The organism is Enterococcus sp. HMSC076E04, assembly GCF_001814285.1.
Taxonomy (GTDB): domain Bacteria; phylum Bacillota; class Bacilli; order Lactobacillales; family Enterococcaceae; genus Enterococcus_B; species Enterococcus_B lactis.
Map to the genome: position 1 here is coordinate 26,678 of NZ_KV815582.1, position 24,475 is coordinate 51,152.

Annotated in this window: 20 protein-coding genes, 2 tRNA genes, 1 pseudogene and 1 other annotated feature; of the genes and pseudogenes, 5 read left to right on the plus strand and 18 right to left on the minus strand. The window is 36.8% G+C overall.

Features of this window, described 5'->3' with window-relative positions:
• Positions 1 to 102 precede the first annotated feature (102 nt).
• The 8 genes from HMPREF2961_RS04820 to HMPREF2961_RS04855 form a co-directional block, all read right to left on the minus strand.
• Positions 103 to 2,748 carry a valine--tRNA ligase gene (locus HMPREF2961_RS04820; RefSeq protein ID WP_002315456.1) on the minus strand — a complete coding sequence of 882 codons (2,646 nt, stop codon included), beginning with the start codon at positions 2,746 to 2,748 and terminating at the stop codon, positions 103 to 105.
• Positions 2,749 to 2,795: 47 nt separating this feature from the next.
• Positions 2,796 to 3,012 (minus strand) — a binding site (T-box leader).
• A gap of 129 nt (positions 3,013 to 3,141) precedes the next feature.
• On the minus strand, positions 3,142 to 3,789 hold the full coding sequence (locus tag HMPREF2961_RS04825; RefSeq protein WP_070704047.1) for a redox-sensing transcriptional repressor Rex: 648 nt from the start codon (positions 3,787 to 3,789) through the stop codon (positions 3,142 to 3,144).
• Between the two features lie 263 nt (positions 3,790 to 4,052).
• A complete protein-coding gene (thiI, locus tag HMPREF2961_RS04830; RefSeq protein ID WP_002315457.1) occupies positions 4,053 to 5,264 on the minus strand; it encodes a tRNA uracil 4-sulfurtransferase ThiI in 1,212 nt (403 codons plus the stop codon).
• A gap of 15 nt (positions 5,265 to 5,279) precedes the next feature.
• Positions 5,280 to 6,422 (minus strand): cysteine desulfurase family protein, encoded by a 1,143-nt coding sequence (locus HMPREF2961_RS04835; protein ID WP_002315458.1) that lies wholly within the window; start codon positions 6,420 to 6,422, stop codon positions 5,280 to 5,282.
• A 165-nt stretch (positions 6,423 to 6,587) separates the two neighbouring features.
• The gene (locus tag HMPREF2961_RS04840) at positions 6,588 to 8,309 is read right to left on the minus strand and encodes a septation ring formation regulator EzrA (RefSeq protein WP_002310211.1); all 1,722 of its coding nucleotides are present in this window, start codon (positions 8,307 to 8,309) and stop codon (positions 6,588 to 6,590) included.
• Positions 8,310 to 8,507: 198 nt separating this feature from the next.
• Positions 8,508 to 9,068 (minus strand): pyrophosphohydrolase domain-containing protein, encoded by a 561-nt coding sequence (locus tag HMPREF2961_RS04845; RefSeq protein ID WP_002315459.1) that lies wholly within the window; start codon positions 9,066 to 9,068, stop codon positions 8,508 to 8,510.
• Positions 9,069 to 9,093: 25 nt separating this feature from the next.
• A complete protein-coding gene (locus tag HMPREF2961_RS04850) occupies positions 9,094 to 9,933 on the minus strand; it encodes a Cof-type HAD-IIB family hydrolase (RefSeq protein WP_025477280.1) in 840 nt (279 codons plus the stop codon).
• A 33-nt stretch (positions 9,934 to 9,966) separates the two neighbouring features.
• On the minus strand, positions 9,967 to 10,800 hold the full coding sequence (locus tag HMPREF2961_RS04855) for a DUF72 domain-containing protein (RefSeq protein WP_002315461.1): 834 nt from the start codon (positions 10,798 to 10,800) through the stop codon (positions 9,967 to 9,969).
• A 230-nt stretch (positions 10,801 to 11,030) separates the two neighbouring features.
• On the opposite strand from HMPREF2961_RS04855, the gene HMPREF2961_RS04860 reads away from it, so the two are divergent.
• The gene (locus tag HMPREF2961_RS04860) at positions 11,031 to 11,999 is read left to right on the plus strand and encodes an asparaginase (protein ID WP_002314249.1); all 969 of its coding nucleotides are present in this window, start codon (positions 11,031 to 11,033) and stop codon (positions 11,997 to 11,999) included.
• Between the two features lie 154 nt (positions 12,000 to 12,153).
• Here the strand turns inward: HMPREF2961_RS04860 and HMPREF2961_RS04865 are convergent, their stop codons facing one another.
• The 3 genes from HMPREF2961_RS04865 to HMPREF2961_RS04875 form a co-directional block, all read right to left on the minus strand.
• The gene (locus tag HMPREF2961_RS04865) at positions 12,154 to 12,891 is read right to left on the minus strand and encodes an acyl-ACP thioesterase domain-containing protein (RefSeq protein ID WP_002315462.1); all 738 of its coding nucleotides are present in this window, start codon (positions 12,889 to 12,891) and stop codon (positions 12,154 to 12,156) included.
• 15 nt (positions 12,892 to 12,906) lie between these two features.
• A complete protein-coding gene (locus HMPREF2961_RS04870) occupies positions 12,907 to 13,740 on the minus strand; it encodes a fructosamine kinase family protein (protein WP_002315463.1) in 834 nt (277 codons plus the stop codon).
• 206 nt (positions 13,741 to 13,946) lie between these two features.
• The gene (locus tag HMPREF2961_RS04875) at positions 13,947 to 15,275 is read right to left on the minus strand and encodes a C1 family peptidase (protein WP_002315464.1); all 1,329 of its coding nucleotides are present in this window, start codon (positions 15,273 to 15,275) and stop codon (positions 13,947 to 13,949) included.
• Between the two features lie 286 nt (positions 15,276 to 15,561).
• Here HMPREF2961_RS04875 and HMPREF2961_RS15340 point away from each other — a divergent pair, with 286 nt between their 5' ends.
• Positions 15,562 to 15,735 (plus strand): hypothetical protein, encoded by a 174-nt coding sequence (locus HMPREF2961_RS15340; RefSeq protein ID WP_002315465.1) that lies wholly within the window; start codon positions 15,562 to 15,564, stop codon positions 15,733 to 15,735.
• Positions 15,736 to 15,872: 137 nt separating this feature from the next.
• On the opposite strand, the gene HMPREF2961_RS04880 is transcribed toward HMPREF2961_RS15340, so the two are convergent.
• Positions 15,873 to 15,946, minus strand: a tRNA-Asn gene (locus HMPREF2961_RS04880).
• 215 nt (positions 15,947 to 16,161) lie between these two features.
• On the opposite strand from HMPREF2961_RS04880, the gene HMPREF2961_RS04885 reads away from it, so the two are divergent.
• From HMPREF2961_RS04885 to HMPREF2961_RS15665, 3 genes and pseudogenes are all read left to right on the plus strand, one after another.
• A tRNA-Thr gene (locus HMPREF2961_RS04885) sits at positions 16,162 to 16,234 on the plus strand.
• A gap of 324 nt (positions 16,235 to 16,558) precedes the next feature.
• A complete protein-coding gene (locus HMPREF2961_RS04890) occupies positions 16,559 to 16,747 on the plus strand; it encodes a hypothetical protein (RefSeq protein ID WP_070704055.1) in 189 nt (62 codons plus the stop codon).
• A gap of 118 nt (positions 16,748 to 16,865) precedes the next feature.
• Positions 16,866 to 17,202: pseudogene (locus HMPREF2961_RS15665) on the plus strand (hypothetical protein); the annotation flags it as partial.
• 122 nt (positions 17,203 to 17,324) lie between these two features.
• Here HMPREF2961_RS15665 and HMPREF2961_RS04895 read toward each other — a convergent pair.
• The 6 genes from HMPREF2961_RS04895 to aguA form a co-directional block, all read right to left on the minus strand.
• Positions 17,325 to 17,699 carry an iron-sulfur cluster biosynthesis family protein gene (locus HMPREF2961_RS04895; protein ID WP_002310873.1) on the minus strand — a complete coding sequence of 125 codons (375 nt, stop codon included), beginning with the start codon at positions 17,697 to 17,699 and terminating at the stop codon, positions 17,325 to 17,327.
• Between the two features lie 312 nt (positions 17,700 to 18,011).
• On the minus strand, positions 18,012 to 19,439 hold the full coding sequence (locus HMPREF2961_RS04900) for a family 1 glycosylhydrolase (RefSeq protein ID WP_070704058.1): 1,428 nt from the start codon (positions 19,437 to 19,439) through the stop codon (positions 18,012 to 18,014).
• An 11-nt stretch (positions 19,440 to 19,450) separates the two neighbouring features.
• A complete protein-coding gene (locus HMPREF2961_RS04905; RefSeq protein WP_070704062.1) occupies positions 19,451 to 21,307 on the minus strand; it encodes a PTS beta-glucoside transporter subunit IIBCA in 1,857 nt (618 codons plus the stop codon).
• The gene (locus tag HMPREF2961_RS04910) at positions 21,300 to 22,145 is read right to left on the minus strand and encodes a PRD domain-containing protein (RefSeq protein ID WP_070704065.1); all 846 of its coding nucleotides are present in this window, start codon (positions 22,143 to 22,145) and stop codon (positions 21,300 to 21,302) included. The genes HMPREF2961_RS04905 and HMPREF2961_RS04910 overlap by 8 nt, the downstream gene beginning before the upstream one ends.
• Before the next feature lie 319 nt (positions 22,146 to 22,464).
• Complete coding sequence (locus tag HMPREF2961_RS04915) at positions 22,465 to 23,262, minus strand: MurR/RpiR family transcriptional regulator (RefSeq protein ID WP_070704068.1); 798 nt, start codon at positions 23,260 to 23,262, stop codon at positions 22,465 to 22,467.
• Positions 23,263 to 23,279: 17 nt separating this feature from the next.
• On the minus strand, positions 23,280 to 24,365 hold the full coding sequence (gene aguA / locus HMPREF2961_RS04920; RefSeq protein WP_070704070.1) for an agmatine deiminase: 1,086 nt from the start codon (positions 24,363 to 24,365) through the stop codon (positions 23,280 to 23,282).
• Between the last annotated feature and the right edge of the window lie 110 nt (positions 24,366 to 24,475).

Sequence of the window (24,475 nt, forward strand, 5' to 3'; positions counted from 1 at the left end):
TAAATCGCTCTTTTTTCTAAGTAATCAGAGTAGACTAAAAAAGAGGATGCGACAATAATCATGTCACATCCCCTTATTCGGAATAAGTGGTGTTCCCCGCTTTTATTGAATAGTACGCAAACTTTCGATTCGTTCTTTGACAGCCGTTTGCTTCTCTAAATAATCTTTTTCTTTTGCACGTTCTGCCTCTACTACTTCTTCCGGCGCATTAGAAACAAACCGTTCATTAGAAAGTTTTCCTTGGACACGTTTCACTTCGCTTGTCCATTTTTCCAGTTCTTTTTCTAATCGTTTGATTTCCTCTTCGATATTGATTAATCCTGCTAACGGCAAGAAGATTTCTGCACCTGTCAGAACAGCTGACATCGCTAGATCTGGTGCAGTGATCTCACTTGATATCGTCAACTCTTCTGGGTTGCAGAAGCGTTCGATGTAGCTTGTATTTTCAACTAAAAATTGATCGATTTTAGCATCGTTTGTTTTGATTAATAATGTGATTGGTTTAGACAATGGTGTATTCACTTCTGAACGAATATTTCGAACGGCTCGAATCAATTCCTTCAATACTTCCATTCCTTTAGAAGCAGTTTCATCGTCAAACTCTGGACGTACCACAGGATATTCTGCTACTACTAGAGAATTTCCTTGATGAGGAATATGTTCCCATATTTCTTCTGTGACGAATGGCATGATTGGATGCAACAAACGCAAAATCTGATCCAAGGTATGGACTAGGATACTACGTGTTGTTTGTTTTGAAACAGCATCATCTCCATAAAGTACTTCTTTGCTCATTTCGATATACCAGTCACAAAAATCATCCCAGATAAAGTTATACAGTTGTCTACCGGCTTCACCAAATTCAAATCGATCAAATAATTCAGTTACACGTGCGACTGTTTCGTTCAAACGTGTAAGAATCCAACGGTCAGCCACTGATTTTTCTCCAGATAAATCGATCTCTTCTACGGTCATACCTTCGATATTCATGATAACGAAACGTGAAGCATTCCAGATTTTATTGATAAAGTTCCATGAAGCATCCATTTTTTCATAGCTGAAGCGAACATCTTGCCCTGGTGCAGAACCATTCGATAAGAACCAACGAAGAGCATCTGCTCCATACTTTTCGATTACTTCCATCGGATCGATCCCATTACCTAATGATTTACTCATCTTCCGCCCTTGTTCGTCACGAATCAATCCATGGATCAAGACATTCTCAAATGGTCGTTCGCCAGTAAATTCCAAACTTTGGAAGATCATTCGGCTTACCCAGAAGAAAATGATGTCATAACCAGTTACTAAGGTGCTAGTAGGGAAGTACCGCTTATAATCTTCGCTTTCCGTGTCTGGCCAGCCCATCGTTGAAAAAGGCCACAATGCTGAACTAAACCAAGTGTCTAAAACATCCGGATCTTGGACCCAGTTTTCACTATCAGCTGGTGCTTCCATCCCTACATACATTTCACCTGTTTCTTTGTGATACCATGCAGGGATTTGATGTCCCCACCATAATTGTCGTGAAATTACCCAGTCATGGACATTTTCCATCCAACGTAAAAATGTTTGATTGAATCTTGGAGGGAAGAATTCCACTGCTTGATCTGTTTCTTGGTTATCAATGGCTTTTTTTGCTAACGGCGCCATTTTTACAAACCATTGAGTAGACAATCGAGGTTCGACAACGACACCTGTCCGCTCGGAATGTCCCACACTATGGACCATCGTATCGATTTTGATCAATCGGCCGATTTCTTTTAGATCTTGCACGATTGCTTTACGAGCAGCGAAACGATCCATTCCAGCATATTTTCCTGCTAGTTCATTCATCGTGCCATCATCATCCATCACATTCACTCGTGGGAGATCATGACGATTACCTACCTCAAAGTCGTTTGGATCATGTGCTGGAGTGATTTTTACTACACCTGTCCCAAACTCCATATCTACATATTCATCTGCAATGATTGGGATTTCTTTATTGACTAAAGGTAGAATCACTTTTTTGCCGATCAGCGCTTGATAACGCTCGTCTTCTGGGTGAACAGCAATCGCCGTATCTCCCAACATCGTTTCTGGCCGGGTCGTCGCAATTTCTACTACGCCTGATCCATCTGCCAGTTCATAGCTCATATGGTAAAAGGCGCCTTCGATGTCTTTATGAATAACTTCGATATCAGATAGAGCTGTTCGTGCTTGAGGGTCCCAATTGATGATGTATTCACCGCGATAGATCAACCCTTTTTCATATAAGGTAACAAAAACTTTACGTACTGCTTCAGATAATCCGTCATCTAATGTAAAACGTTCTCTGCTGTAATCTAAAGATAAGCCCATTTTAGCCCACTGTTCACGGATATGGTTTGCATACTCTTCTTTCCATTCCCACACTTGATCGATGAACTTTTCACGACCTAGATCATAGCGAGAAATGCCTTGCTCTCTAAGCTTTGCTTCTACCTTTGCTTGTGTCGCGATTCCTGCATGGTCCATACCAGGCAACCATAAAGTATCGTATCCTTGCATTCTCTTTTGACGAATCAGCATATCTTGCAAGGTCGTATCCCAAGCATGCCCTAAATGAAGTTTTCCAGTAACATTTGGGGGTGGGATCACGATTGAATAAGGTTTTGCTTTTTTATCTCCGCTCGGTTTAAACAAATCTTGTTCTAACCAATGCTGATAACGTCCAGCTTCAACTTCTTGCGGGTTATATTTTGTTGATAGGTTATTTTCTTCCGTCATGCTGTTTTCCTCCTTTAAACTAAAAAACGTCCTAAAATACTTTCGTATTTTAGGACGTATGATTTACGCGGTACCACCTAAATTGCAATAATCAATCATTATTGCCTCTCCAGTGAGTTAACGATCACGACTCGTCTATCTCTACTCCATTCAAGACAGAAACTCCCAAGCTACCTTCACTGGTTGTCATTGAGAACCTTTCAGCAGATAGTTCTCTCTCTAAGAATGAATGTGCCAGTTACTCCTCTTGTTCAGCGTTATGCTTCATTCTACAATGGTTTTTTTTTTTTAGTCAACAAGTGGTCGTGAAAAAACCACTTCATTTAGTATTAAAAAATTTTTGAAAGAATTACAATGGATCCTCGCAAGATCAATAAGCCTACTCAAATTTTCCTAAGAAAAAACTTCTGAGTAATTCTCATCAAAGTAAATAAGCGTCTGTAACTCGGTTGTCAAATCAATGTATTGAACATTGACATAAGCTGGGACAGTTACTCGGTCAGGTGCAAAGTTAAGGATAGCGGTTACATTACCTTTGACAATTTCATCAATAGCAGATTGTGAATATTTACTTGGTACCGTAGAGATTGCTACTGTCACATTTTTTGCTTTGGCTATCTCCGCGAAACGATCAATCGGATAGATCATCTCTCCATCAATGACTCGATTGATCAGTGCTGGATCATTATCAAAGACGCACAAGATATTTAGATTTTCATTTCTTCTAAAATTGTTGTGTTTCAATGCTTTGCCAAGATTTCCGTATCCGACTAATGCGATTCGTTTTTCTTCTTTAGTATTAAGGATATTATTGAATACATCGATAAGGAAAGGGACATCATAGCCATATCCGCTTCTGCCTAGCTCGCCTAATTGCGAGAAGTCTCTGCGGATCGTTGCAGAAGGAATTTGGGTGATTTCGCTGAACTCATTTGATTTGATTCTACTTATGCCTGAGTCATCTAGCATCTTTAAATAGCGTAAATATAAAGGTAACCTTTTCGCAGTTGCTTTTGGCAGTGTATCTGTTTTTTCTCGCATAACGACTCTCCTTGTTAATAATTTCACATATTTAGTGTAACATGTTTCTAACCCGGGAGCAAGGTTACAGGTAGGAAGGAAAAGGGTGTGAGACAAATAAAACGACCCAAAAATTAACTATTTGGGTCGCTATTTCATGGAAAATTCTCTTTTTTATCATTTATCAGCTAATCTTCGACATTAGTTCAAAAACGGTAAAATATATGGAGCTATTTTTCCGTTTTGTTTCTCTAATACTCAGGTAAAAACACTGATTTCACAACCTATAGCAATTCTGAAAATTCTTCAGTTTTTTCATTAGAAGATTCTGCTTGTATCTCTTCCACCTTCAAGCCAGCTAGTGCTCGTTGGATCATTTCATCTATTGCTAAACGCTCTTCATATTGATGGACCTTTTCCAGTTGAGGGCGTGTTTTTGGCTGTGGAGGAGCAAAAATCGTACAGCAGTCTTCAAAAGGCTGGATAGAAAGATTAAATGTATCGATCTGTTCTGCTACTTCAATGATTTCAAGTTTATCCATTGTCGCTACAGGCCGAATGATTGGCGTATTCGTTACTTCATTGATAGCCACCATACTTTGCAAGGTTTGTGAAGCCACTTGACCTAATGATTCGCCATTCAAAATAACTAGACCATGACGAATACGGCGAATTTCATCGGTCAACCGCAACATCATTCGACGAGTGATCGTCATCCAATATCCTTGTGGCACTGATTTTTTGATTTCTTCTTGAATCTCGGTAAATGGCACTTCAATAAAATGGATTGTTCCTACATAAGGTGCTAGTTTCGCTGTTAAGTCTTTTGCTTTTTGCAGTGCTTGTTCACTTGTATACGGCGGACTAGCAAAATGAACAGCTTCGATTTCCACTCCCCGCTTCATTGCAAAATATCCTGCAACAGGAGAATCAATCCCGCCAGAAAGCATGAGCATTCCTTTTCCGCTTGTTCCTACAGGCAACCCGCCAGCTCCTTTGATCGTTTCATACGACAGATAAGCGCCGTCACGACGAATCTCTACACGTAATGGAATATCGGGCTGACGCATTTGAACTTGGATATGAGGGAAAATATCAAAAACAGCATTGCCTAATGTTTGATTCAATTCATTACTTGTCAATTCAAATTGGTGATCGCTTCTTTTAGCGATAATTTTAAATGTTTCTTTCCCTGTATAAATTTCTTTCATGATGTCTTGAACAGCTTGTTTCAAAACTTCGACATCTTTTTCTACCCGAATACTCGGAGAAAAATTTTGGATCCCAAATATTTTTGCTAGTTTTGGAATAACTAGCTGACTGTCTGCACCATTCAACAAAAGATGCATCCGGTCGCGATCAGCATGGATTTTGATTTCTGGAAATTCTTTCAAAGCTTGTCTGACATTTTGTGCTAGTTGCATGATAAAGCTTTTTCGATTCTTTCCTTTTGTCGAAAGCTCTCCATAACGGACCATAATTTCACTGTATTTCACAAGAACACTCCTCTTTTAATTGATTGCAGAAAATTTCTTATAAAGCTGCTTGAAAATAATCATAAATTGCTCCACTTCTGCTAATGAATTATTTTCATCTAGGCTGATTCGAATAGCAGATGTAGCCAAATCATTTGGTACATGCATCGCATGCAATGTACTGCTTGCCATATGTTTACGTGAGGAGCAGGCACTAGTAGTAGAAACAAATATTTGTTTTTCCTCTAATGCATGGACGAGAACTTCACCACGAATTCCTTTTAGAGCAAAACATAAAATATGCGGCGCATAGTCGGTTCCTTCTGAAAAGATCGTCACTTTATCATACGACTTCAGCGCATGGATCAAAGCTTCTTTTAAGCGTTGTGTCTGCTCAGGTTTTTGTTCCTTTATCTCTAATGATAAACGTAAAGCTTTAGCCATAGCCACAATACCTGGAACATTTTCTGTCCCACTTCGTTGATTTCTTTCCTGTCCTCCACCTGTCAGTAATGGTGCTAAACGACGACCCTTTTTCCAATAAATGAAACCCGTTCCCCGTGGACCATGGAATTTATGGGCTGAAAATGTTGCAAAATCCACTCTCCCTGTCAACCATTGCGAGAATGGTACTTTTCCGATTGCCTGAACAGCATCTACATGGAAATGAATTTTAGGGAAATCATCCAAAAGATCACTGATTTCTTGGATGGGCTGAATCGATCCTACTTCATTATTCACAGCCATAACAGAGACCAAAACTGTCTCTTTTCTTATTAATTTTTTCAATTCGTCAACACGTACAAAACCGCGTTTATCTACTGGGGCGATACTTACTTCGATTCCTAATTCTTTTAATTGTTCGGCCGTCTCACTGACTGCCGGATGTTCGATTCCTGAAATGATCATATGATTCCCATACTCTCTTTTTTCAATCATCGTTCCTTTTAATACCCAATTATCTCCTTCTGTTCCTCCTGAAGTAAAAAAGATTTCTTCTGGTTCTGCATGGATCAAATCAGCGATCTGCTTTCTTGCTTGCTGCAACAACCGATTAGCTTGATTGCCCAAATCATGAAGACTTGATGGATTCCCAATAATCCGCTGACTGGTTTTTACGTATGCATCTAAGCTTTGCGGAAAGATTGGGGTCGTTGCACTGTTATCAAAATATATCATAAGAAACCCCTCTTTTTTGAAATTCTTTTCTATTATAACGGTTGTCCAAGGTGCTTTCAAGAGCAGGTAGAATTTTCACTTGTTTCGTCCTTCGGATAGACATAAAAAAAGACAAGAACAAGACGGATGGTTGTCTTGTTCTTGCATGATTGCTGCTTTTTTGCTTTATACTAAGTCTGGATGATTAAAATAAAAATCTTCGATACGTTTGAAAGCACCTGGTTCTACTCGCTCTAATGCTGTACCAATTTCGTCTAATGCTTCTTGATAATGATATTCTTTATTGAATAAATAGTAACTTTTATCAATTGCTTCTCGCACTTCTTCGTGTGTATGACGATAACGGTTTGCATATTGGAGCATTTGCTCCGTTAGTGCTGCTGCATCTACTAGATCATGTGTCTTCTTATCTAATAATTCTAGATCTTCTTCGCATAGAGCAACTAAACGGTTGACTTCCTCCATGTTTACTCGAATTTTATTCAAGACAACACTTAGTTCTTCAATACGATCAGTAGCAACAAAAAAGAATTCTAGGTAATCATTCGGCAAGCCAGGCAAACGTTGTTTTTCTACAAAACGTTTCAAACTACGCAATTTAAATTCGAATGTATCGATCTTTTCTTGCGCTTCTTTTTCGCCTTTTCTCAATTCATGTAATGAGTCGTCGATCTCTACTTGTTGCGTTTCGATATCTTCTAAGACCTTGAAGACTGTTTTATAGAACGTACGCACTTCTGAATAAGGGATTTCGTGTTGGCGAATCTGTGGAATCATCTGTTCATTTTGACGTTCCATTTCTTCCACTTCAGTTTGGAAACCTCGTACACGACCAATTTCATTGTGATTCAATGTATAGCTTTGAGCGGTGTGATCCAACTCAATCAATAATTGACGGTTATTCTTCGTTGTATGTTTGATATACTCTGCAATCGTTGATTGGTTAGTTTTTACATATCTCTGAGCTTCCATTTCCCGTTCTAAGATGTCATATAGCGAATCAATCAAATCAGCTGTTTCTCGGTTTTCGAATTCGACCGTTTCAACTTCTGTTTTTTCAAGATTGGCTAATGAATTTTCAATTCTTCGACTTACTTTTGCGATATCTTCAGCAAGATCTTCTTCAGGGAATACATATTGTTCTTCCATTAATTTCTCATAAGTATCACTGATTTCTTCAAGTTGTTCAGGGAAAGTCGTATGGAGATCTTCATACAGTGGTGGAATTTTTTTCATCAGAGCTTCCACTTCATACGTATGTTTTTCTGCTTTATCTAAAACCTCGCGGGCCTCTACAGGATCGCCGGAAGTATTTAAAGTCACGAATTGCGTAAATTCTTTTTCGATCATCTTGATCTGTTTTTGCAATTCAAAAAGAGCTGGTCCATATTCATGCTCGTCTTCTCTGACTTTTTCTTTCAGTTCTTCATAGACATCAAGCGCCTGCTGGACAGCTAATGAGTTGCGTTCTTCTGTTTCTCGCAATTCCTTCAGACCTTCACGGATTTCCGTTACTTGTTTCTCCATTTGGTCCATTGTTGCTTCTGCTTCAACAACTGCTTTTTTTCCTTTTAAGAACCGAAAACTTTCATTGAGGTTTTCCACTTCAAAAATTTGACTTTCTAATTCAGCGAATGAGGAAGTAGATATGTCATTCCACTTTTGACTCCATTCACGAAAGGTATTTTGGCTTTGCCCAACCAGATGCATTTTTTTAACATCATCGACTTCTTCAATCACTGGCAAGTCAAATAATTCTTCCTTGCGTTTTTCTAAGGCATCCAATCGATCTTGGTTTTTTTTCTTCATCAAGTAACTAACCAAAAAGACGACAATGGCGACTATAATGATTGCAATGACGATTCCGATGATAACATTATTTCCCATTTATGGTTCCTCCGTTTTCAGTATGCATCTTTTTATGCAACAGATGGCGTTCTGCTTGGCATAAATCCAAATAATACGTCTCTCGTGCAAAAGACATCTATTCTAGATTATAGCATACTATTTTCATGCATTCACTAACTTAAACGAAAATCTTTTGTTTTTCATCGTATAAAGATAACAAAAATAGTGAAGTACTGATCACTCTCTTTCGTTTGTGCGTGCACTCCTATCAGCAGAGCTTTTCCCAGCAAGAGCTTCTTGAATCTGTCGTTGGATTTCTGCCGCGATTTTAGGCTCTGGCGCGTACTCTATCTGCCAGTTCTCAGGTTTCAATACTTTATTTGTTACAGGATCATAATGAGGTTTTCCATCTGGAAACAATTTTCCCATATTTGCCTGATGCACGATATCAAATATTCGATCAGGCGCTATTCCCAATAATGAAAAAGAACCATAAGTAAAGTAAAGGATATCTGTCAGTGCATCTACTTGTTCAATCAGTGGGTCACTTCCCCACTCTGTTTTATCAAGTATTTTTTCTTCTGCTTTATCTAATGCTTCGTGTAGCAGAGTAACAGCTTCATGTAGTTGTTCTTTACTTGGTGAGGTAGCTGCAACAAATTCAACAAGTTCTTCTATTTTGAATGCAGCACGTGTATGAGCCTCCATCGCAGTAAAAGCTGTGGGGATTTCTGGTCTTCTTGGATCAAAAATTTTGTGAAATGCTTCTACTTTTTGAAAAGGTGTCTCTGATTCCATACTAATGTTTTCCTTCTTTCATTGACTAATAAATCAGACCAAAGTGTTTCAGCCCTTCGTATATGCCATCTTCTTCATTTGATTGGGTCACAAAATCTGCGGCATGTTTTACTTCGTTCTGAGCATTTCCCATGGCCACTCCAATTCCTACACCTTTCAGCATCTCGATATCATTGTAATGGTCGCCGAATGCCATGATTTCTTCCATCTCGATTCCGACAGCATTTGCGAAAGCTTGGATGCCTAGCAATTTTGAACCACCTTTTGGGATGATATCTACAGTATACGTATTTGAACGTTGGAAGGTACACTCAGGAAATAGATGTTCTAACTTTTTCTGTTCTGACTCCGGACTAAGCAGTATACATTGGTAAATTGGTTCTTTTAATATCTCTAATGTTTCATAACGGTCCTTTTGCCGGTGAGGGCTAAAAAGCTGGAGGATTTTTTTCATCAGACGTACCGGGAATTTACGCGGTAAAAAGCTGACTAGCCGCTTGATAAAAATCGATTGTCCTAATAGCATCGTCGTTGATCCATCTAGCCGATTTCTCGCACCAAAAACGATTTGTCGATGGTTCTCATCTGCAAATTCAACAATATGTTCCAATACTTTTTGTTCAAAAGGGTGGTCGATAATCGTTCGATCTGCAGTAAAAACCAGTTGGCCATTATACACGACATACATATCTAATTCCAATTCATCAATGATTTCTTTGATCTTTATTGGGCTGCGACCCGTTGCTACACCGCATAAAATGCCGTTTTTCCGAGCATAATCAATTGCTTGTTTTGTTGATTCCAATGCTTTTGAACGATTGGTGACCAATGTTCCGTCAATATCAAAAAAAATAGCTTTGATCATAGACTTCGCCCCTTTCATGAATAAAATAAGCCCTTAAAACAGATCCATTTGAGTTGGATTAAGTCCATCCGGCTTGATATTTAATATTTTTTGCAGTGCTAATGCATTTTCAGCCGCATCCCCACCAGAATTGTTATTAAAAATCACACCTATCTCTTTTGTCTTAGAATCAACTGCTTTGACTTCACGTGCTAGTTCTTGTAGTTCTTTTTCTGAATAACGATACAATGTTCTTTTTTTGCGCCAATCTTTATCATTTGCTTGCCATTCCTGAGCATTCCTGCCATGGAATCGAAAGAGAGCAAAGTTCGGATTGGTTACAAATGGATCAAAAGGGATCGTTGTATTCAGCAGCTGCGGCTCATCGATGATGGCTAAAGAAAAAGCGGCTCGAGACATAAAGTTTCTCGTACGTTCAAGGAATTCATCGCTGTACCAAGAATAATCCCGCAATTCTACGGCAACAGGATAACTCTCAAACCACTTTCTAAGTTTGCGCAAGTATTGGACATTTTCTTTTGTACATTTGAATGAAGAGGGGAATTGAATTAAAAAGCAAAAAAGCTTTCCAGCTTCTACCATTGGCGACATGACATCTAAAAAATGCGTAATCATCTCTTCTTCGGTCTGATAATAAGGATTCCAATCTCCTTGACCGCTGATCCCTTGATAGACTTTGACTACAAAGCGAAAAGATTCAGGTACTTCGTTTATCCAATTCTCAACAGAGGACTTTCGAGGAATCCCATAATAAGCAGTATCTAATTCCACTAAGGGTAGAAATCCGGCATATTCATACAGAGTGTTATTCTTTTTGCCAGTTAATTTGTCATGTTCTTTAAACGATGTTAATCCGATTCTGATCATTTTCGACCACCTTCGTAATTGTTTTCCCTTGACTGCTTTTTTGTAAAAGAAACTCAACCAAATACTCCGTGCATTAAGAGGTCAAGGTCGAGTCTTCTTCGTTTAAGTAAGGGCAGCTTTTTTATAATAAGTCTGGCTATTGTTATTCTTCACTGATAGCAAAACTCTTTTATATAGTATACAATAAGATTTAACGGCTATGCAAAATTATTCGTAAGGAAGTCTGTAAAATGAAAAAAATACTTGTACTGCACACCGGCGGAACGATCGCCATGAAAGAAAACATGCTCACTGGCGGTGTTAGTCCTGATGTGGCAAACCCGTTATTAGATGCAGAAATCACGATACCTGAGCATGTGGAACTCTTAGTTGAAGATATCTTCAATCTTCCCTCACCACACATCATGCCTTCTCACATGTTGGTATTAAAAGAACGTATCTTGTCCGCTTATGAATCAGGTATATTCGGAGTGGTGATTACACATGGTACGGATACATTAGAAGAAACTGCCTTTTTTCTTGATACAACGATTGGTGACAAATTACCAATTGTTTTGACTGGGGCAATGCGTTCAAGTAACGAACTTGGAAGTGACGGCCTCTATAATTTTGAAAGTGCTATTCGCGTCGCAAGCTGTGAAGAAGCGGTAGATAAGGGTGTATTAGTTGTCATGAACGATGAGATCCATTCTGCACGCTACGTGACAAAGACCCACACCACAAATGTTGCTACTTTCCGAACGCCTACATTGGGACCAATCGGTTTAGTAACTAAGAATCGAATCTTATTCTTACAAGAACTTTTAGAAACAAAGCGGCTGGATATTTCCGCTGTAAATGGGACTATCCCAATTGTTAAAGCATATGCTGGGATGCAAGGAGACTTATTGGAAGCAATCGCCCATACGAAAGTAGACGGTCTAGTCATTGAAGCTTTAGGTGCCGGAAATCTCCCTCCTCAAGCCCTAGCAGCTTTAGAAAAGCTCCTTGTCCAAAAAATCCCTGTAGTACTTGTTTCTCGTTGTTTCAATGGAATCGCAGAGCCTGTTTATGATTATGAAGGCGGAGGAAAAGAACTAGAAGAAATGGGGATTATTTTCTGCAACAGTATCAATAGTCAAAAAGCACGTTTAAAACTATTGATTGCCGTAAACTATGGTTTGACGGGTGAAGAATTGATTTCGTTTATCCAAAACTAAACATCAATATCTGATAGCTAAACTTAAAAAGAGAGGCTGTGACAAAAGTAGCTTCTTCGAAAACTAAGCCGAAATTTTACAAAAATTTGAGAAACAATTTTCGTAAACTTCTTCTTATTTCTTGAAGCTGACCATTTCTGTCACAACCTCTTTTTTATTTATTTTTCCATAGAATATTGGCTTCACAATACAGCTGTTCTTGCATTCGGATTTCATGTTTTGTTTTGACACCATTTTCAATTGGGACTTGTTCAAAATGGCTTTCGATCTCATTCCCGTACTCTACTTCTTTATCAAATCGAATAATTACTTTTTCTGGAACATGCGTAGTCAAAAAGTCATATCCCAATACATCAATGATCCAATTAAAATACATCGCATTATTAACATGCTGATTACTATCGATATCATAAAAACGAACACGATATGGCAGCATGAAGCCCGAATCAATCTTTTCAATTTTTTCCTGACGCTTGATTTTCTTGATTTTCTCACTCTCAAAAGGAGCAATGATCTCTTCATTAACACTGCTCATTTTTCGATTCACAAAATCCATCAATACAAAAACAGATTCTATTTTGACTAATTCTTCCCCATCTTCATCATGGATCCAGAAGTTCCGATAACAGAAAAACTTATTGTACTCCATGGCTTGAGTCGTTACTGAAATTACTTCACCGACTCTAGGTAAACGTTTAATCTCCATAGAATAATTCGTGATGACCCAAGTCAGTCCAAAGCTATTGACGAATTCACTGCCTCTTCCCAACTGGTCGCTTTGATCTTCAGATGTTTTGATAACTACTCCTAACATCGAAGGAAATGTCATCGTTTGATTGATGTCACACTCATAATATGAAACTTCATGCTTTTTGGTATATTTCTTTGCCAAAAACACGCCCTCCTCTTAAAAACTTTCTAGTAATTGATCTACTTGGGAACCGTAACTTTCTCCAAACATATTCAAATGTGCCAAAAGATAATATAACTGGTAAATCGGCAGTCGATCTTCCCATCCCTCTTCTAATGGAAATATAGTTTGATAGGCATCTAAAAATTCCGGTCGGAAACCGCCGAATAATTGACTCATTGCGATATCTTGTTCCCGATTCCCATAAGAAACAGCCGGATCGACAAAAATTGGTTGTCCTTGCTGGTCAAAGAACACATTACCACTCCACAGGTCTCCGTGCAAGAGGCGTGGAGTGATCTTTTTGGGTTCAACCGATCTCAATACTCGTTCTTTAAATCGCAGATACTTTTCTTGCCGCTGTACATTCCAACGATTCGTTTCTTCTGCTAAAGAAATCTGGGCTTCAAGCCGATTTTTAAAGAAAAAAATCCACCAATCTTCTTCAAAAGAATTTTTCTGAATAAGTGTACCTAGATAGTTATCTTTTCGAAAACCAAATTGCGGCGCTGTTTGCTGATGGAGATTGGCTAAAGCTGCAGCAAGATCTCGTTGATCTCCTTTTCCCGGCTCGATCCATTCCATTAACAAATAAGCGCCTTCACTTGTTTCACCCAGCATGTACGTATCTGGTACACGTACGAATGCAGCTAGCTCTTTTAACCCGTCTACTTCTGCTTCAAAAAAACCTTTTTTTACATTCGGATGGATTTTCAAAAAATAAGCACGCTGCTCTGTTTTTATACGATAAGTTTGATTCACATCGCCGCCAACAACTGGAATCACTTTCCCATTTAGTTTCAGATCAGATAAAACAGTTTGGATATCCATGACTTTCCCCCCTACTCCTAATTTTATTCTATTTTGTCATCATACTTGTTTCATGATAAAAGGATTATTTCCAATCCTCATCCCTTTATTTAGAATTATAGCACAGAGACCATAAAAAGCAGGAGATGGACTTTATAGATAAAAAAGAGCTGACTTAAGCCAGCTCTTTTTTATCTATAATGCATACTCTTTATTGAACTATTTACCTATGCTAAAGCACCCATTGGATCCCATGGAGCTAGCACAATTGGTTCTTCATTGAACGCATTTAGTTGCTCTTTCGTCAACAAATCTTTTCTGACAACGATTTGGTACGTATATTCGTCCATCCAGGCATCACTCATAACGAAGAAACCGTTCTTTCCAACTTTTTCGCCCCAGCTGTTTTCGACTTTCCATTTTGTTGATTGTCCGTCCACTAAATCAACGCCAGTCAATACCATCGCATGGGTCATCAAACTTTCACCAAAATCCAAACGTTCAGCTTTAGTCATTGTGAAATCCGTATCGAATAGATCATCCATCGAATAAGCATCTAAGGCCATGATGCCACTGGTTCTAGTAGAAGATTGTCCTACATCACAACCAAACCATACAGATTCTCCTTGTTCAAGCTGAGCAATCGCTAATTTTTTGAAAGTTTCCATATCAACATTCAGGTATTTAACTTCTTTCCCGCCAACGACATTCCCTAGCATCTCTACTGTATAAGAACGATTGAATGGTTTGTCTTTTGTTGGTGCATTGATCACACTAACATAATCATCTAATTTTACACCGATGTATTTATCATAAAAAATTTGTGGTGTCAGTCCCCGGTCAAGATGATAGTTCTGTTCTTCATCGCGGTACTCAAAATCGAATTCTTTTGGAGGTGTTCCTAATGAGATGGCTAAGAAGTTATAAATACTTTCTAGCATTTCTTCTTTTTTTTCTTCAATAGCGTCTAATGTTTCTCCTTGAGCAACCATTTCGCGTAACACAACTGCATCTTTACGCAGTAGTTTGTTCAAGTAGTTATTCAAATCTCGAGAATTTGAACTATTCGCACTTTCCGGCATTACCGATTTGGGCACAACACCGTATTTTTGGAATAATGAAACGATCATATCCCATTGACCGCCATCTTGTTGAGGAGTAGTTAGCAAGAAAGCCACTTTTCGGCTATCAATAGCCTCTTTTCCAGTTGCAATGATGTTTTCATAGAAGTAATTTGCCTTTTCATATTTATCCCAGAAAAAAGTATAATTTTGTGATAATTCAAACTCTTTTAAATGGAATTGATTCAGCATTTTGTGACGGAACGTATTCAATGCAGCAAACATCCAGCAACGGCCCGATTGCATCTGATTAGCCACTTTTCCTGTAGCCAGATCAATAGAAAATACTGGTGTATTCGCCACATGTGCTGAAATATTTTCAGCAGAAGCAGTAATCCCGTTCTTCACGACAGCCCGCTGCAATGCCTGCTGTTTGTTATTTGCTTGAAACTGTTTGTCAAATTTTGTTGTCATATCCGGTGTAATAGCTTTCATCCAATCATCCTTCCAAATCCAAGTTACACTTCGTATTTTACTCTTAAGAATTTAGAAATACAATCTCTTCTATGATGAAATTTTCATTTGAATGAGAATATACTTACAACTTCATGAAGAAAAATATCATATGGTATACAATAATTTTCAGATAAAAAGGAATATTTCTATGAGATAACGAAAATGGCCTGTATAATAAAGAAGAGGCCTAGAAGAACATCATACAATAAGATAGCTTTCAAAATACTCATTGAAAGAAGGAAATACTATAACATAAGAAAGGAGAATGAATAAAATGAAAAACCTGATTGCTGGCGGCTTTTTGTTTGTGGGTGGTGGCATACTTATGAATACAGAAAACTTTGGGAATATCATCCCTTTTCTTGGTGCAGCTTGTGCTTTGATTGGTGTAGGAATGCTGATTTATTTCGTATTTAGCGATGATGGGAAGTATGGTTGATTATGAGTAGCCAACTCTACTCTCTCGTAAAGATTACAACATACGTGACAAAAACAGAAAGCTTGATTCATCATAATAATAAAAGAAAAAGAAACCCAAGTGATTGGATTTCTTTTTCTTTGCATAAGCTTTATTTACTCCGGCAGTAGGACTCGAACCTACGACATCATGATTAACAGTCATGCGCTACTACCAACTGAGCTATGCCGGAATCAAGTACATAAATATAATATCAATTTCTTTCAAATAACGCAATACTTTTTTTGAATTTTTTTACTATATTCTAGAAGAAACCGTTAGCATTTTTTGTTATTTTTACTTTTTTCTTAGAATTGTTTCATTAGTACAAAAACACATTTTTTTGATAAAAAACATATTGACAAATACATTAATATTCGTTATCCTATTAATTGTATTAATGATAATGCCGCTTTAGCTCAGCTGGTAGAGCGCTTCCATGGTAAGGAAGAGGTCGCCGGTTCAAGTCCGGCAAGTGGCTTCCTTAAACAGTGCAACATGTTGGTTTAACAATGTGTCTGCGCTGTTTTTTTATTTTATGCCACGAAAATCCCGCAAAACTGTTTTTATTTTAAATAAAGAAAAAACGACTTTTTCAGTTAATCTGCGAATACTTTAATATGGATCAAATGTTACAGATTCTAAAAGTGAGTTAATAAATAATCCAAGTCCTTATTTGAATGTATCAATAGGAGAAATGGTTGAATTAAACTTCTTAGTTGGTCCAAGTATTGAGGGGTTATAGGAATACTTCCTTGTTGTCTTATTAGGAAATAAGCAAATTGAACTAAATGGTCTTTCTAACTTGCCTATTCGGTTATCGAAAGATTCTAATACCAATAAAATGACTCCACAAAATGGAAAGATTTCTTTCAAAGCGCCAAGTGATCCAGGAAGTTATGAGTTTGTTATGTATCAATTTGGTTTGGGGAAGGAAATGTTAGGTCTTCCGATGGTTGATAATTCTTTCAGGATGACCATCGTAGTAGAGTGAAGTTCATTTATTCTCCAAATTAATGGAATCACATTAAAGTAAGTGACCCTGTTGACAATCGATAGCGGGGCTACTTGCTTTATGGATGCTTCAGTGCCCCCACTCCCTCGATTTAACTGATTCACAATTTGAATCTCCTGATCGCTTATTGCTTATTTTCCAGAATGTTTATTTTTACTGCGTACCTTTTAAAATGTTTAAAAAATTAGGTTTGTCTAAATCTACTCCGTTCACTTAAAACATTAGATTACAAAAAACAGCTTCGTACATCACGACTTCCTAAATTGATTTTATGCGGTATAAAAGATTATGCAAACATACCTGGAGCAAAACGGTTATATAAAGTTTCAGCCTATAGCCGTCTCCTGTTTATCGAAAACGGAAAACAGGAATTGAATAGAGAAAAGCCAGAAATAATGGCACAAGCTATGCGATCATTTATCAAAAATAGCTAATCAATAAAAAAGACGACAAAATGTGTCGTCTTTTTTATTTACCAAGTTAAGAACGTTGTCTTGTTTTTCAATGTAGCTCGATTGAGACTAGTTTTATGGATCATGGATCAATGAAGAGAAAATTATTGTTTCATGCCAGAGAATTTTTCTGGTCGTAGATCGACTAATTGTACATGGCTGTCTAAAGAACCACTTGGACTTTCAAGAGTGAATACACCTAGACGTGGATCTAAAGAAAGGGTCATGTGTTCATCCATGTACATTTTTGAATAATCTTTGATATAAACTTCCCCAATATCACTATCTAATTGGAGTTTATAATCATTTTTTCCTTGTTCTTTATCAAGAAGAAGTAAACGGAAACTAGTATCTAAAGAGCAAACACCCATTTTAGAATATTCACCCACACCATCATCTAAATCCAAAATAACTGTCGCGCCTTCATCAATATATTTTTGTAATCTTTCTTGTGCTTGATCCGTAATTTTAAGATACATATTCAAACGCCCTCTTTCTTTTATTTACAAAAGCATGCTAGCATATATTAATAAAATTATCTAAAGTCCTGCTCAAAACAAAAAGATGTAAGAAATATCTTATGATATTTCTTACATCTCAGAGTGTAGACTGATACTTTTGTCTACACCCTGCCCCCTCTTTTTTAAAGGGTGGTTATGATTTGTTGATTTTATATATTAAAGATAGTTATTTTTTTAAGATAGAACTTTGGTCCTTTAGTAATATTACTCTAAGCTAACTACTTGTTATATGAATATAACTACTATAACTCCTTCTATGTTAGACAAGTATTACAAAATATCTCCATTGGAACCAATCACTTCTTTGTACCAATAAAAAGAGTCCTTTTTGTACCTTTCTAAGGTACCATTTCCTTCATCGTCTTTGTCCACATAGATAAACCCATATCTTTTTTTCATTTCGCCTGTTGTAGCACTTACTAAATCTATGGGTGCCCACGTGAGATACCCAAAGCAATCCACCTGATCTTTTTCGATTGCAATCTTCATTTGTTGAATATGCTGTTTTAAGTATTCGATGCGATATTCATCGTGTATGTTTTTATCATCTGTCAAATCATCTATGGCACCTAATCCATTTTCTGTAATTATGATAGGGAGACCATATTTTCTATAAGTGTAATTCAGCAGATATCGTAATCCCATCGGATCAATGGTCCACCCCCATTTACTAGTCACAAGATACGGGTTTTGAAGACCGCCAAATAAGGCACTCTTTTCTTCAGCCGCTCCTTCGTACTTCGCAACAGATGATGCGTAATAGTTCATACCAATAAAGTCAAGTGTTCCTTTAGAAAACATATATTTATCATCCTCTGTTATGGTCAACTTTATTCCTTGGTCTGCATATTCATTGATTTTATACTCTGGAAACTTGCCTGTACACATAGCATCTATTTGATAGAAATCTCGATCCATCTGTTTAAAAGCATTCATCACATTTGTGGGATTGCAATCTACTGGATAAACAGGTTCGATTCCAAATACGCAACCAATCTTGTTTTCTGGATCTATTTTTTTTCCTAAAACTATTGCCGAACAGCTAGCCACTGTCATATTGTATCCGATCTCAGCCAATGTCTGAGATTTGTTTTCGAGTTCAGAATACTTCAAACCTGCGATAATATACGTAAAAATATCTGTAGCTTCTGTTTGAGGATCAATATGATTCATTTCATTAAACGTAACCCAATAGTGGACTTTTCCTTTTAAAGATTCAAACATGGTTTGACAAAATTTCAAATAAAGTTCAATTACTTTTCGATTGGTCCATGAACCATACTTTTGAACTAAATTTTTTGGCATCTCGAAGTGATATAATGTTACAATTGGCTCAATGTCATAAGACAACAACGTATCCACAACATCTATATAATACGTGATTCCTTCTTGATTCGGCTGCTCATCATCTCCATTAGGAAAGATACGAGACCAGTCTATTGATAATCTTAATGCTGTAAATCCCATTTCACTAAACAGACGAATATCTGACTTGTATTGATGATAAAAATCAATACCCATATGTGAGGGATACGTAGCTTCAGAAGAAATCATTGTATCGATTTGGCGTGGGACCTGATAGCTTCCTTGTCTGACATAGTCCATGATAGCTGGTCCTTTTCCTCCCTCCTGCCAGGCTCCTTCACATTGATGTGCAGCAATACTTCCACCCCATAAAAAATTCTTTTTCAATTTCATTTTTTCACCTTCTATAAAATGACGTTTAGTAGATTATTTGTTTTTATTACTTGTTCTGAATTTGAAGGGATGACGTCTAAATAACTATCGGTATTCGTGACAACTACAATAGTAGATGTATCATAACCAGCTTCTTGTATTTTATCAAAGTCTACTGTTCCAAGGAGTTGTCCTCTTTGAATTTTATCTCCTTGTTTTATATTTAAATTAAAATATTTCCCCTCTAACTCTACTGTATCGATTCCAATATGGATCAGTATTTCAATTCCATCTTGTGATTGGATACCTATTGCATGATTCGTAGGAAAAACTACCGTGATCTCCCCATCTACTGGAGAATAAAGATGTGTACCTGTTGGTTTGATTGCGATTCCTTTTCCTAATGCTCCTGTTGAAAAAGCTTGATCTTTAACTTCATTTAAAGAAATAACTTCTCCTTTTACTACATTCCCTAATGAAGAAGTTCGTAGATTTTTATCTTTCCCCTTTTCAGCTACTACATGGTTGATTGTCTCCTGATCCTCTTCTTGTGTAGGAACGCCTAAGAGATAAGCAGCTACAGCTGAACCAGCAAAACTAATCACGACTGCCTCTAACATAAACCAGAAGTTCATGAAGTCTCCTTCACCTATATACGCTGGGAGGCCAAATAATCCCCAAGCAACAGAATAAGCTTTAACACCAGTCAAACCAGCAAATAATCCACCGAGTCCTCCTCCAATCATTACTGCAACAAATGGCCGACGGTATTTAACAAAGACACCATAGATAGCAGGTTCAGTCACACCAAGTACTGCAGAAAGTGTTACTGTCCCAAATAATTGTTTTTGTTTTAAGTTCCGAGCTCTTAAGAAATACCCTAGCATTGCGCCTCCAACAGCAATATCTGAAATTGTACATGAAGATATAAAGGCAGGGTCATACCCAGTTGCTGCAATTAGAGAAGCTACAACCGGCATGATAAAGTTTCCCGCGCCCAACATGATAATAAATGGTTGAAGAGCAGAGTATAACATCATGACAAACCAACTACCTACATATTTCATCAGTAGATTAAAAAAGCCAATGATTCCTTCTCCTATATAAAATCCTAAAGGCCCAAAAACCAACAACGTTGCCGGTAAAGTAATTAACATTACGAACAAAGGGGTTAAAAAGTATTGGAGTGTGTTAGGTATAACTCTTTTAACTACTTTAGTTACGTACCCCATAAACCAGATAGCTAGTAAAATAGGGATAAAACTATTAGAATACGTAATTTGCGGTAACCCAATACCAAATAACTCCAGTCCTTTCACATCATTGATAGAACTTGAAAGTATAGTAGCAGCAAGTGCTACTGCTAAATAAGGACTTGCTCCTAATCGTTTTGCGCAGCTCATAGCCATTAAAATAGGTAGAAAATAAAATACAGCAGACCGCAAAGCATCAAAAATCTGATAGGTTGAACTGTCTGGTGAGATTATTCCAGTTAAAGAAGCAATGGATAACACAGCAGCAAGTAATCCAGCACAAATAATAGGCTCAAGTATCGGTGTCATAGACTCCGATATGACATCTAATGCTGCTTTTATTGGATTTTTTTTCCCACTTTGCTCTTCTAAAGCAGTTTTTGGGGATAGTTCCAATTGCGTCATCAATTCTTTATATACATCGTTAACATGTGTACCTATGATGATTTGATAAGCAACGTTATTGCTAACTACATCAATCACACCGTCTAAGTTTTTAAGCTTATTTGTTTGCGCTTTCGTTTTATCGATAAGAGTAAAACGCAACCGTGTCATACAGTGAACTACTGCCTCTATATTTTCTTTTCCTCCAACAAGTTCAATAATATTTTTGTTAAAATCATGATATTTATCCATTATTGTCGCCTCTTTCCGCTACGCGATTAACATGAATCATCAAATAAGTGTATTCATCTTGAGATAAATAGATGTTGAACTTTCCCTTTACATATATTTCTATCTTTTCTACAGCTGTATATGCTTTAGGGTATAGTTTTTTTACTTGTTCAAATAACTGAGATTCATTTTCAACGTATGCTTGTTTTTTTCTTAATCGTTCAATAAAGTACTGTAAATGTGTCACTAGCCTCATGTAGTTGATGCTCTCTTCGTCAATAGATAAACTAAAATGATATTTGATAATATTCAACATGTCTCTTAGTGTCTCCATATCTTCTATCTGTTCATCAAAATTGACCTGATTTTCTTGAAGATTAACAAAGTGTAAGGCAATTGAAACAGCTTCATCTGTGGGAAAGGAATGATCAAAATATTTCTTTATCATTTTTAAAGCTTCCAAACCGATTTTGTAATAAACTGGATAAAACTTTTTAACTTCCCAAAAAAGCGGACTTCTAAGATATTGTCCTTTCTCTGAGCGTTTCAATGCGAAGGAGAGATGATCTAATAAAGCTAAATAAAGATAATCATTTGCTTTTTTACCGATTTCCTTTTCTCCATAACTAACGAGCTCGTTGATCATAGAGATCAGTCTATCATCAGAATGTGACAACAAATAGCTAAAATGTTCTAAACGGTCTTTTGAATCTAAAACATATGTTTTTTCAATTTCGGAATCATCAATTCGTTGGCCAACCTTTTTTTTGAAAGCAATTCCTGTCATATAGATAATTGCTTCATTTCCTCCCCGTTCAATTAAAGCTACATTGTTATTGATAATCTTTTTAACTTTCATTAGTTGCTCCTTTCCAGAAAAAAGAACTCAGATCCAATATCAAATAAGCTTTTGATCATAAAGCTTTACTTGATATTAGTTCTGAGTTCTGCCTGATTTATCAGTAACATAACTCTAGAGATAACTGCGTCGCTATCTCAAGTTCTTTTTTCTTTTCTTACAAAGAAAATATACTATATTTCCTTTGCTTAGTCAACGTTTTCATTGCTTGTAAGTTACATTTTTAAAGTATCTCACACATATTATGGTACATCATTTCCTATGAATATAATATTACGAGGAAAGCAGAATAGACTACTTCTCAAATCTATTAAAACATTCAGCGAAAAACAAGATGGTAAGTGTCTGTTCCACTACTTTCGATAAATTGGTACAAAATTAATTCCATTAATGCAATCATTGAGATATGTGACGTAATATCTAGATGATTCAAGCTGATTTCATCTGTAAACAAATAAAGATTAATATCACTAAAATTTTGTATTAAGTTATTATCTGCTCCAGTAATTGAAACGATTAAAGGATGCTCTTGTTCCTTTATTTTTCGAATTGTTTCGATCAACTCTAAATCTTCACCTCTGTAACTAAATATAAAGGCTATATCATTCTTTTTAACTTGCTTTTGTGCAATAGAACGAGTTTGATGATCTTCAGGAAAAATTACAAAAAAACCGGCTGTATTATACAAGTATTGTATATAACGCATAATTTCTTTACTCAATCCTTTAGCAAATAAAAAAATTTTAGGCTGCTTTTGTAGTTGTTCTACAATTAATTTCACTTTATCTGTATCTATTACGCGAACAGATTCGACTAAATTTTTTAAATACTCTTCGCGATAGTCTTTCTGGCTAACGACAAAAGGTGAACTCTCGGGAAACGGAGTTTTATAAAGCAAAGTATATTTAATAACAGTAGTAAATTCACTAAATCCAGAAAATCCTAGCTTTCTGACAAAACGCAGAAAAGTGGTTGTTGAAACAAAACAATCATCAGCAACTTCGCGGATACTTTTACCTTTAATGTTTTCTAGGTTATTGATGACATAATCAAAAAGAATTTGTTCATTCTTAGTCAGTTCTGAAATATGACTATTGGCTATTTCAAAAAAATCCATTGCCTATCTCTCCTTTCTTATTGAGGTACTCCTTGAGCAACACAGTGAATATTTCCTCCACCAAGTAAAATTTCACGAGCCATTACACCAATAATTTCATGTTCTGGGTATATTTTTTTTAATAGTAATTCTGCTTTTTTATCATTTGGGTCCTCAAAAAGTGGAAAAATAATACCACCATTTGCTGTATAATAGCTTACATAAGAAGCAATCAATCGATCACCGGAAAATCGAGGCAACATACCATTTACTGGATCAACACCAGCAGCCTCTTCCTCTGTAATATATAAAGGTTTCGGTAATTCTATCTTGTGTATAATGAAGCTTCTTCCTTTTGCGTCTTTTTCTTTCATCAATACTTCTTCTGCTTCTCTGACGATTTCGTACATTGGATCATTTGGTTGTTCACACCAACTCAAAATAATTTCACCAGGCCGTACAACATTGATTAAATTATCGATATCACCGTTTGTTTCATCCAAGAAAAAACCTCGAGGAAACCAAACGATTTTTTCTATGCCACAATACTCTTTTAGAATTTTTTCAATTGATTCTTTATCTAATTGAGGGTTACGTCCTTCTGATAACAAGCATTCTTCTGTTGCAAAAAGCGTTCCTTCCCCATCTGTATGTATTGAGCAACCTTCTAAAACAAACTCTTGTAATTGGTAATATTCAATTCTCTCCTGTTCACAAATTTTTTGAGCTAACAAATCATCTTGATCCCACGGAAAAAATAACCCATCTAACAAACCGCCCCAAGCATTAAATCGAAAATCGACACCACGTACTTGTCCCAAAGAATTCATAACATATAATGGTCCCGTGTCTTTTATCCATGCATCGTTATTACTTACTTCTAGTACACGTATTTTTTCAGATAATTGATAACGTGCATTCAAGAATTGTTGATGCGAAACGAGCATAGTTACATTTTCAAATCGTGCAATTACTTCAGCGACTTCAGCGTATGCTTTTTGTGCAGGTTTCCCCCCTAAGCGCCAGTTATCTGGACGTTCTGGCCAAATCAAATAGCATTCTTTATGAAAAGTCCACTCTGGTGCCAATTGAAATCCATCTTTTTTTGGTGACGACTCTAACATAAATGCTCCTCCTTTAAATAAACCAACATTTTAGTAATCAACTAAATTTTAAGGTATTGTCTTAAACATACTATAACATTTTAAGTATATCTATAATAGGATTAAAAAAG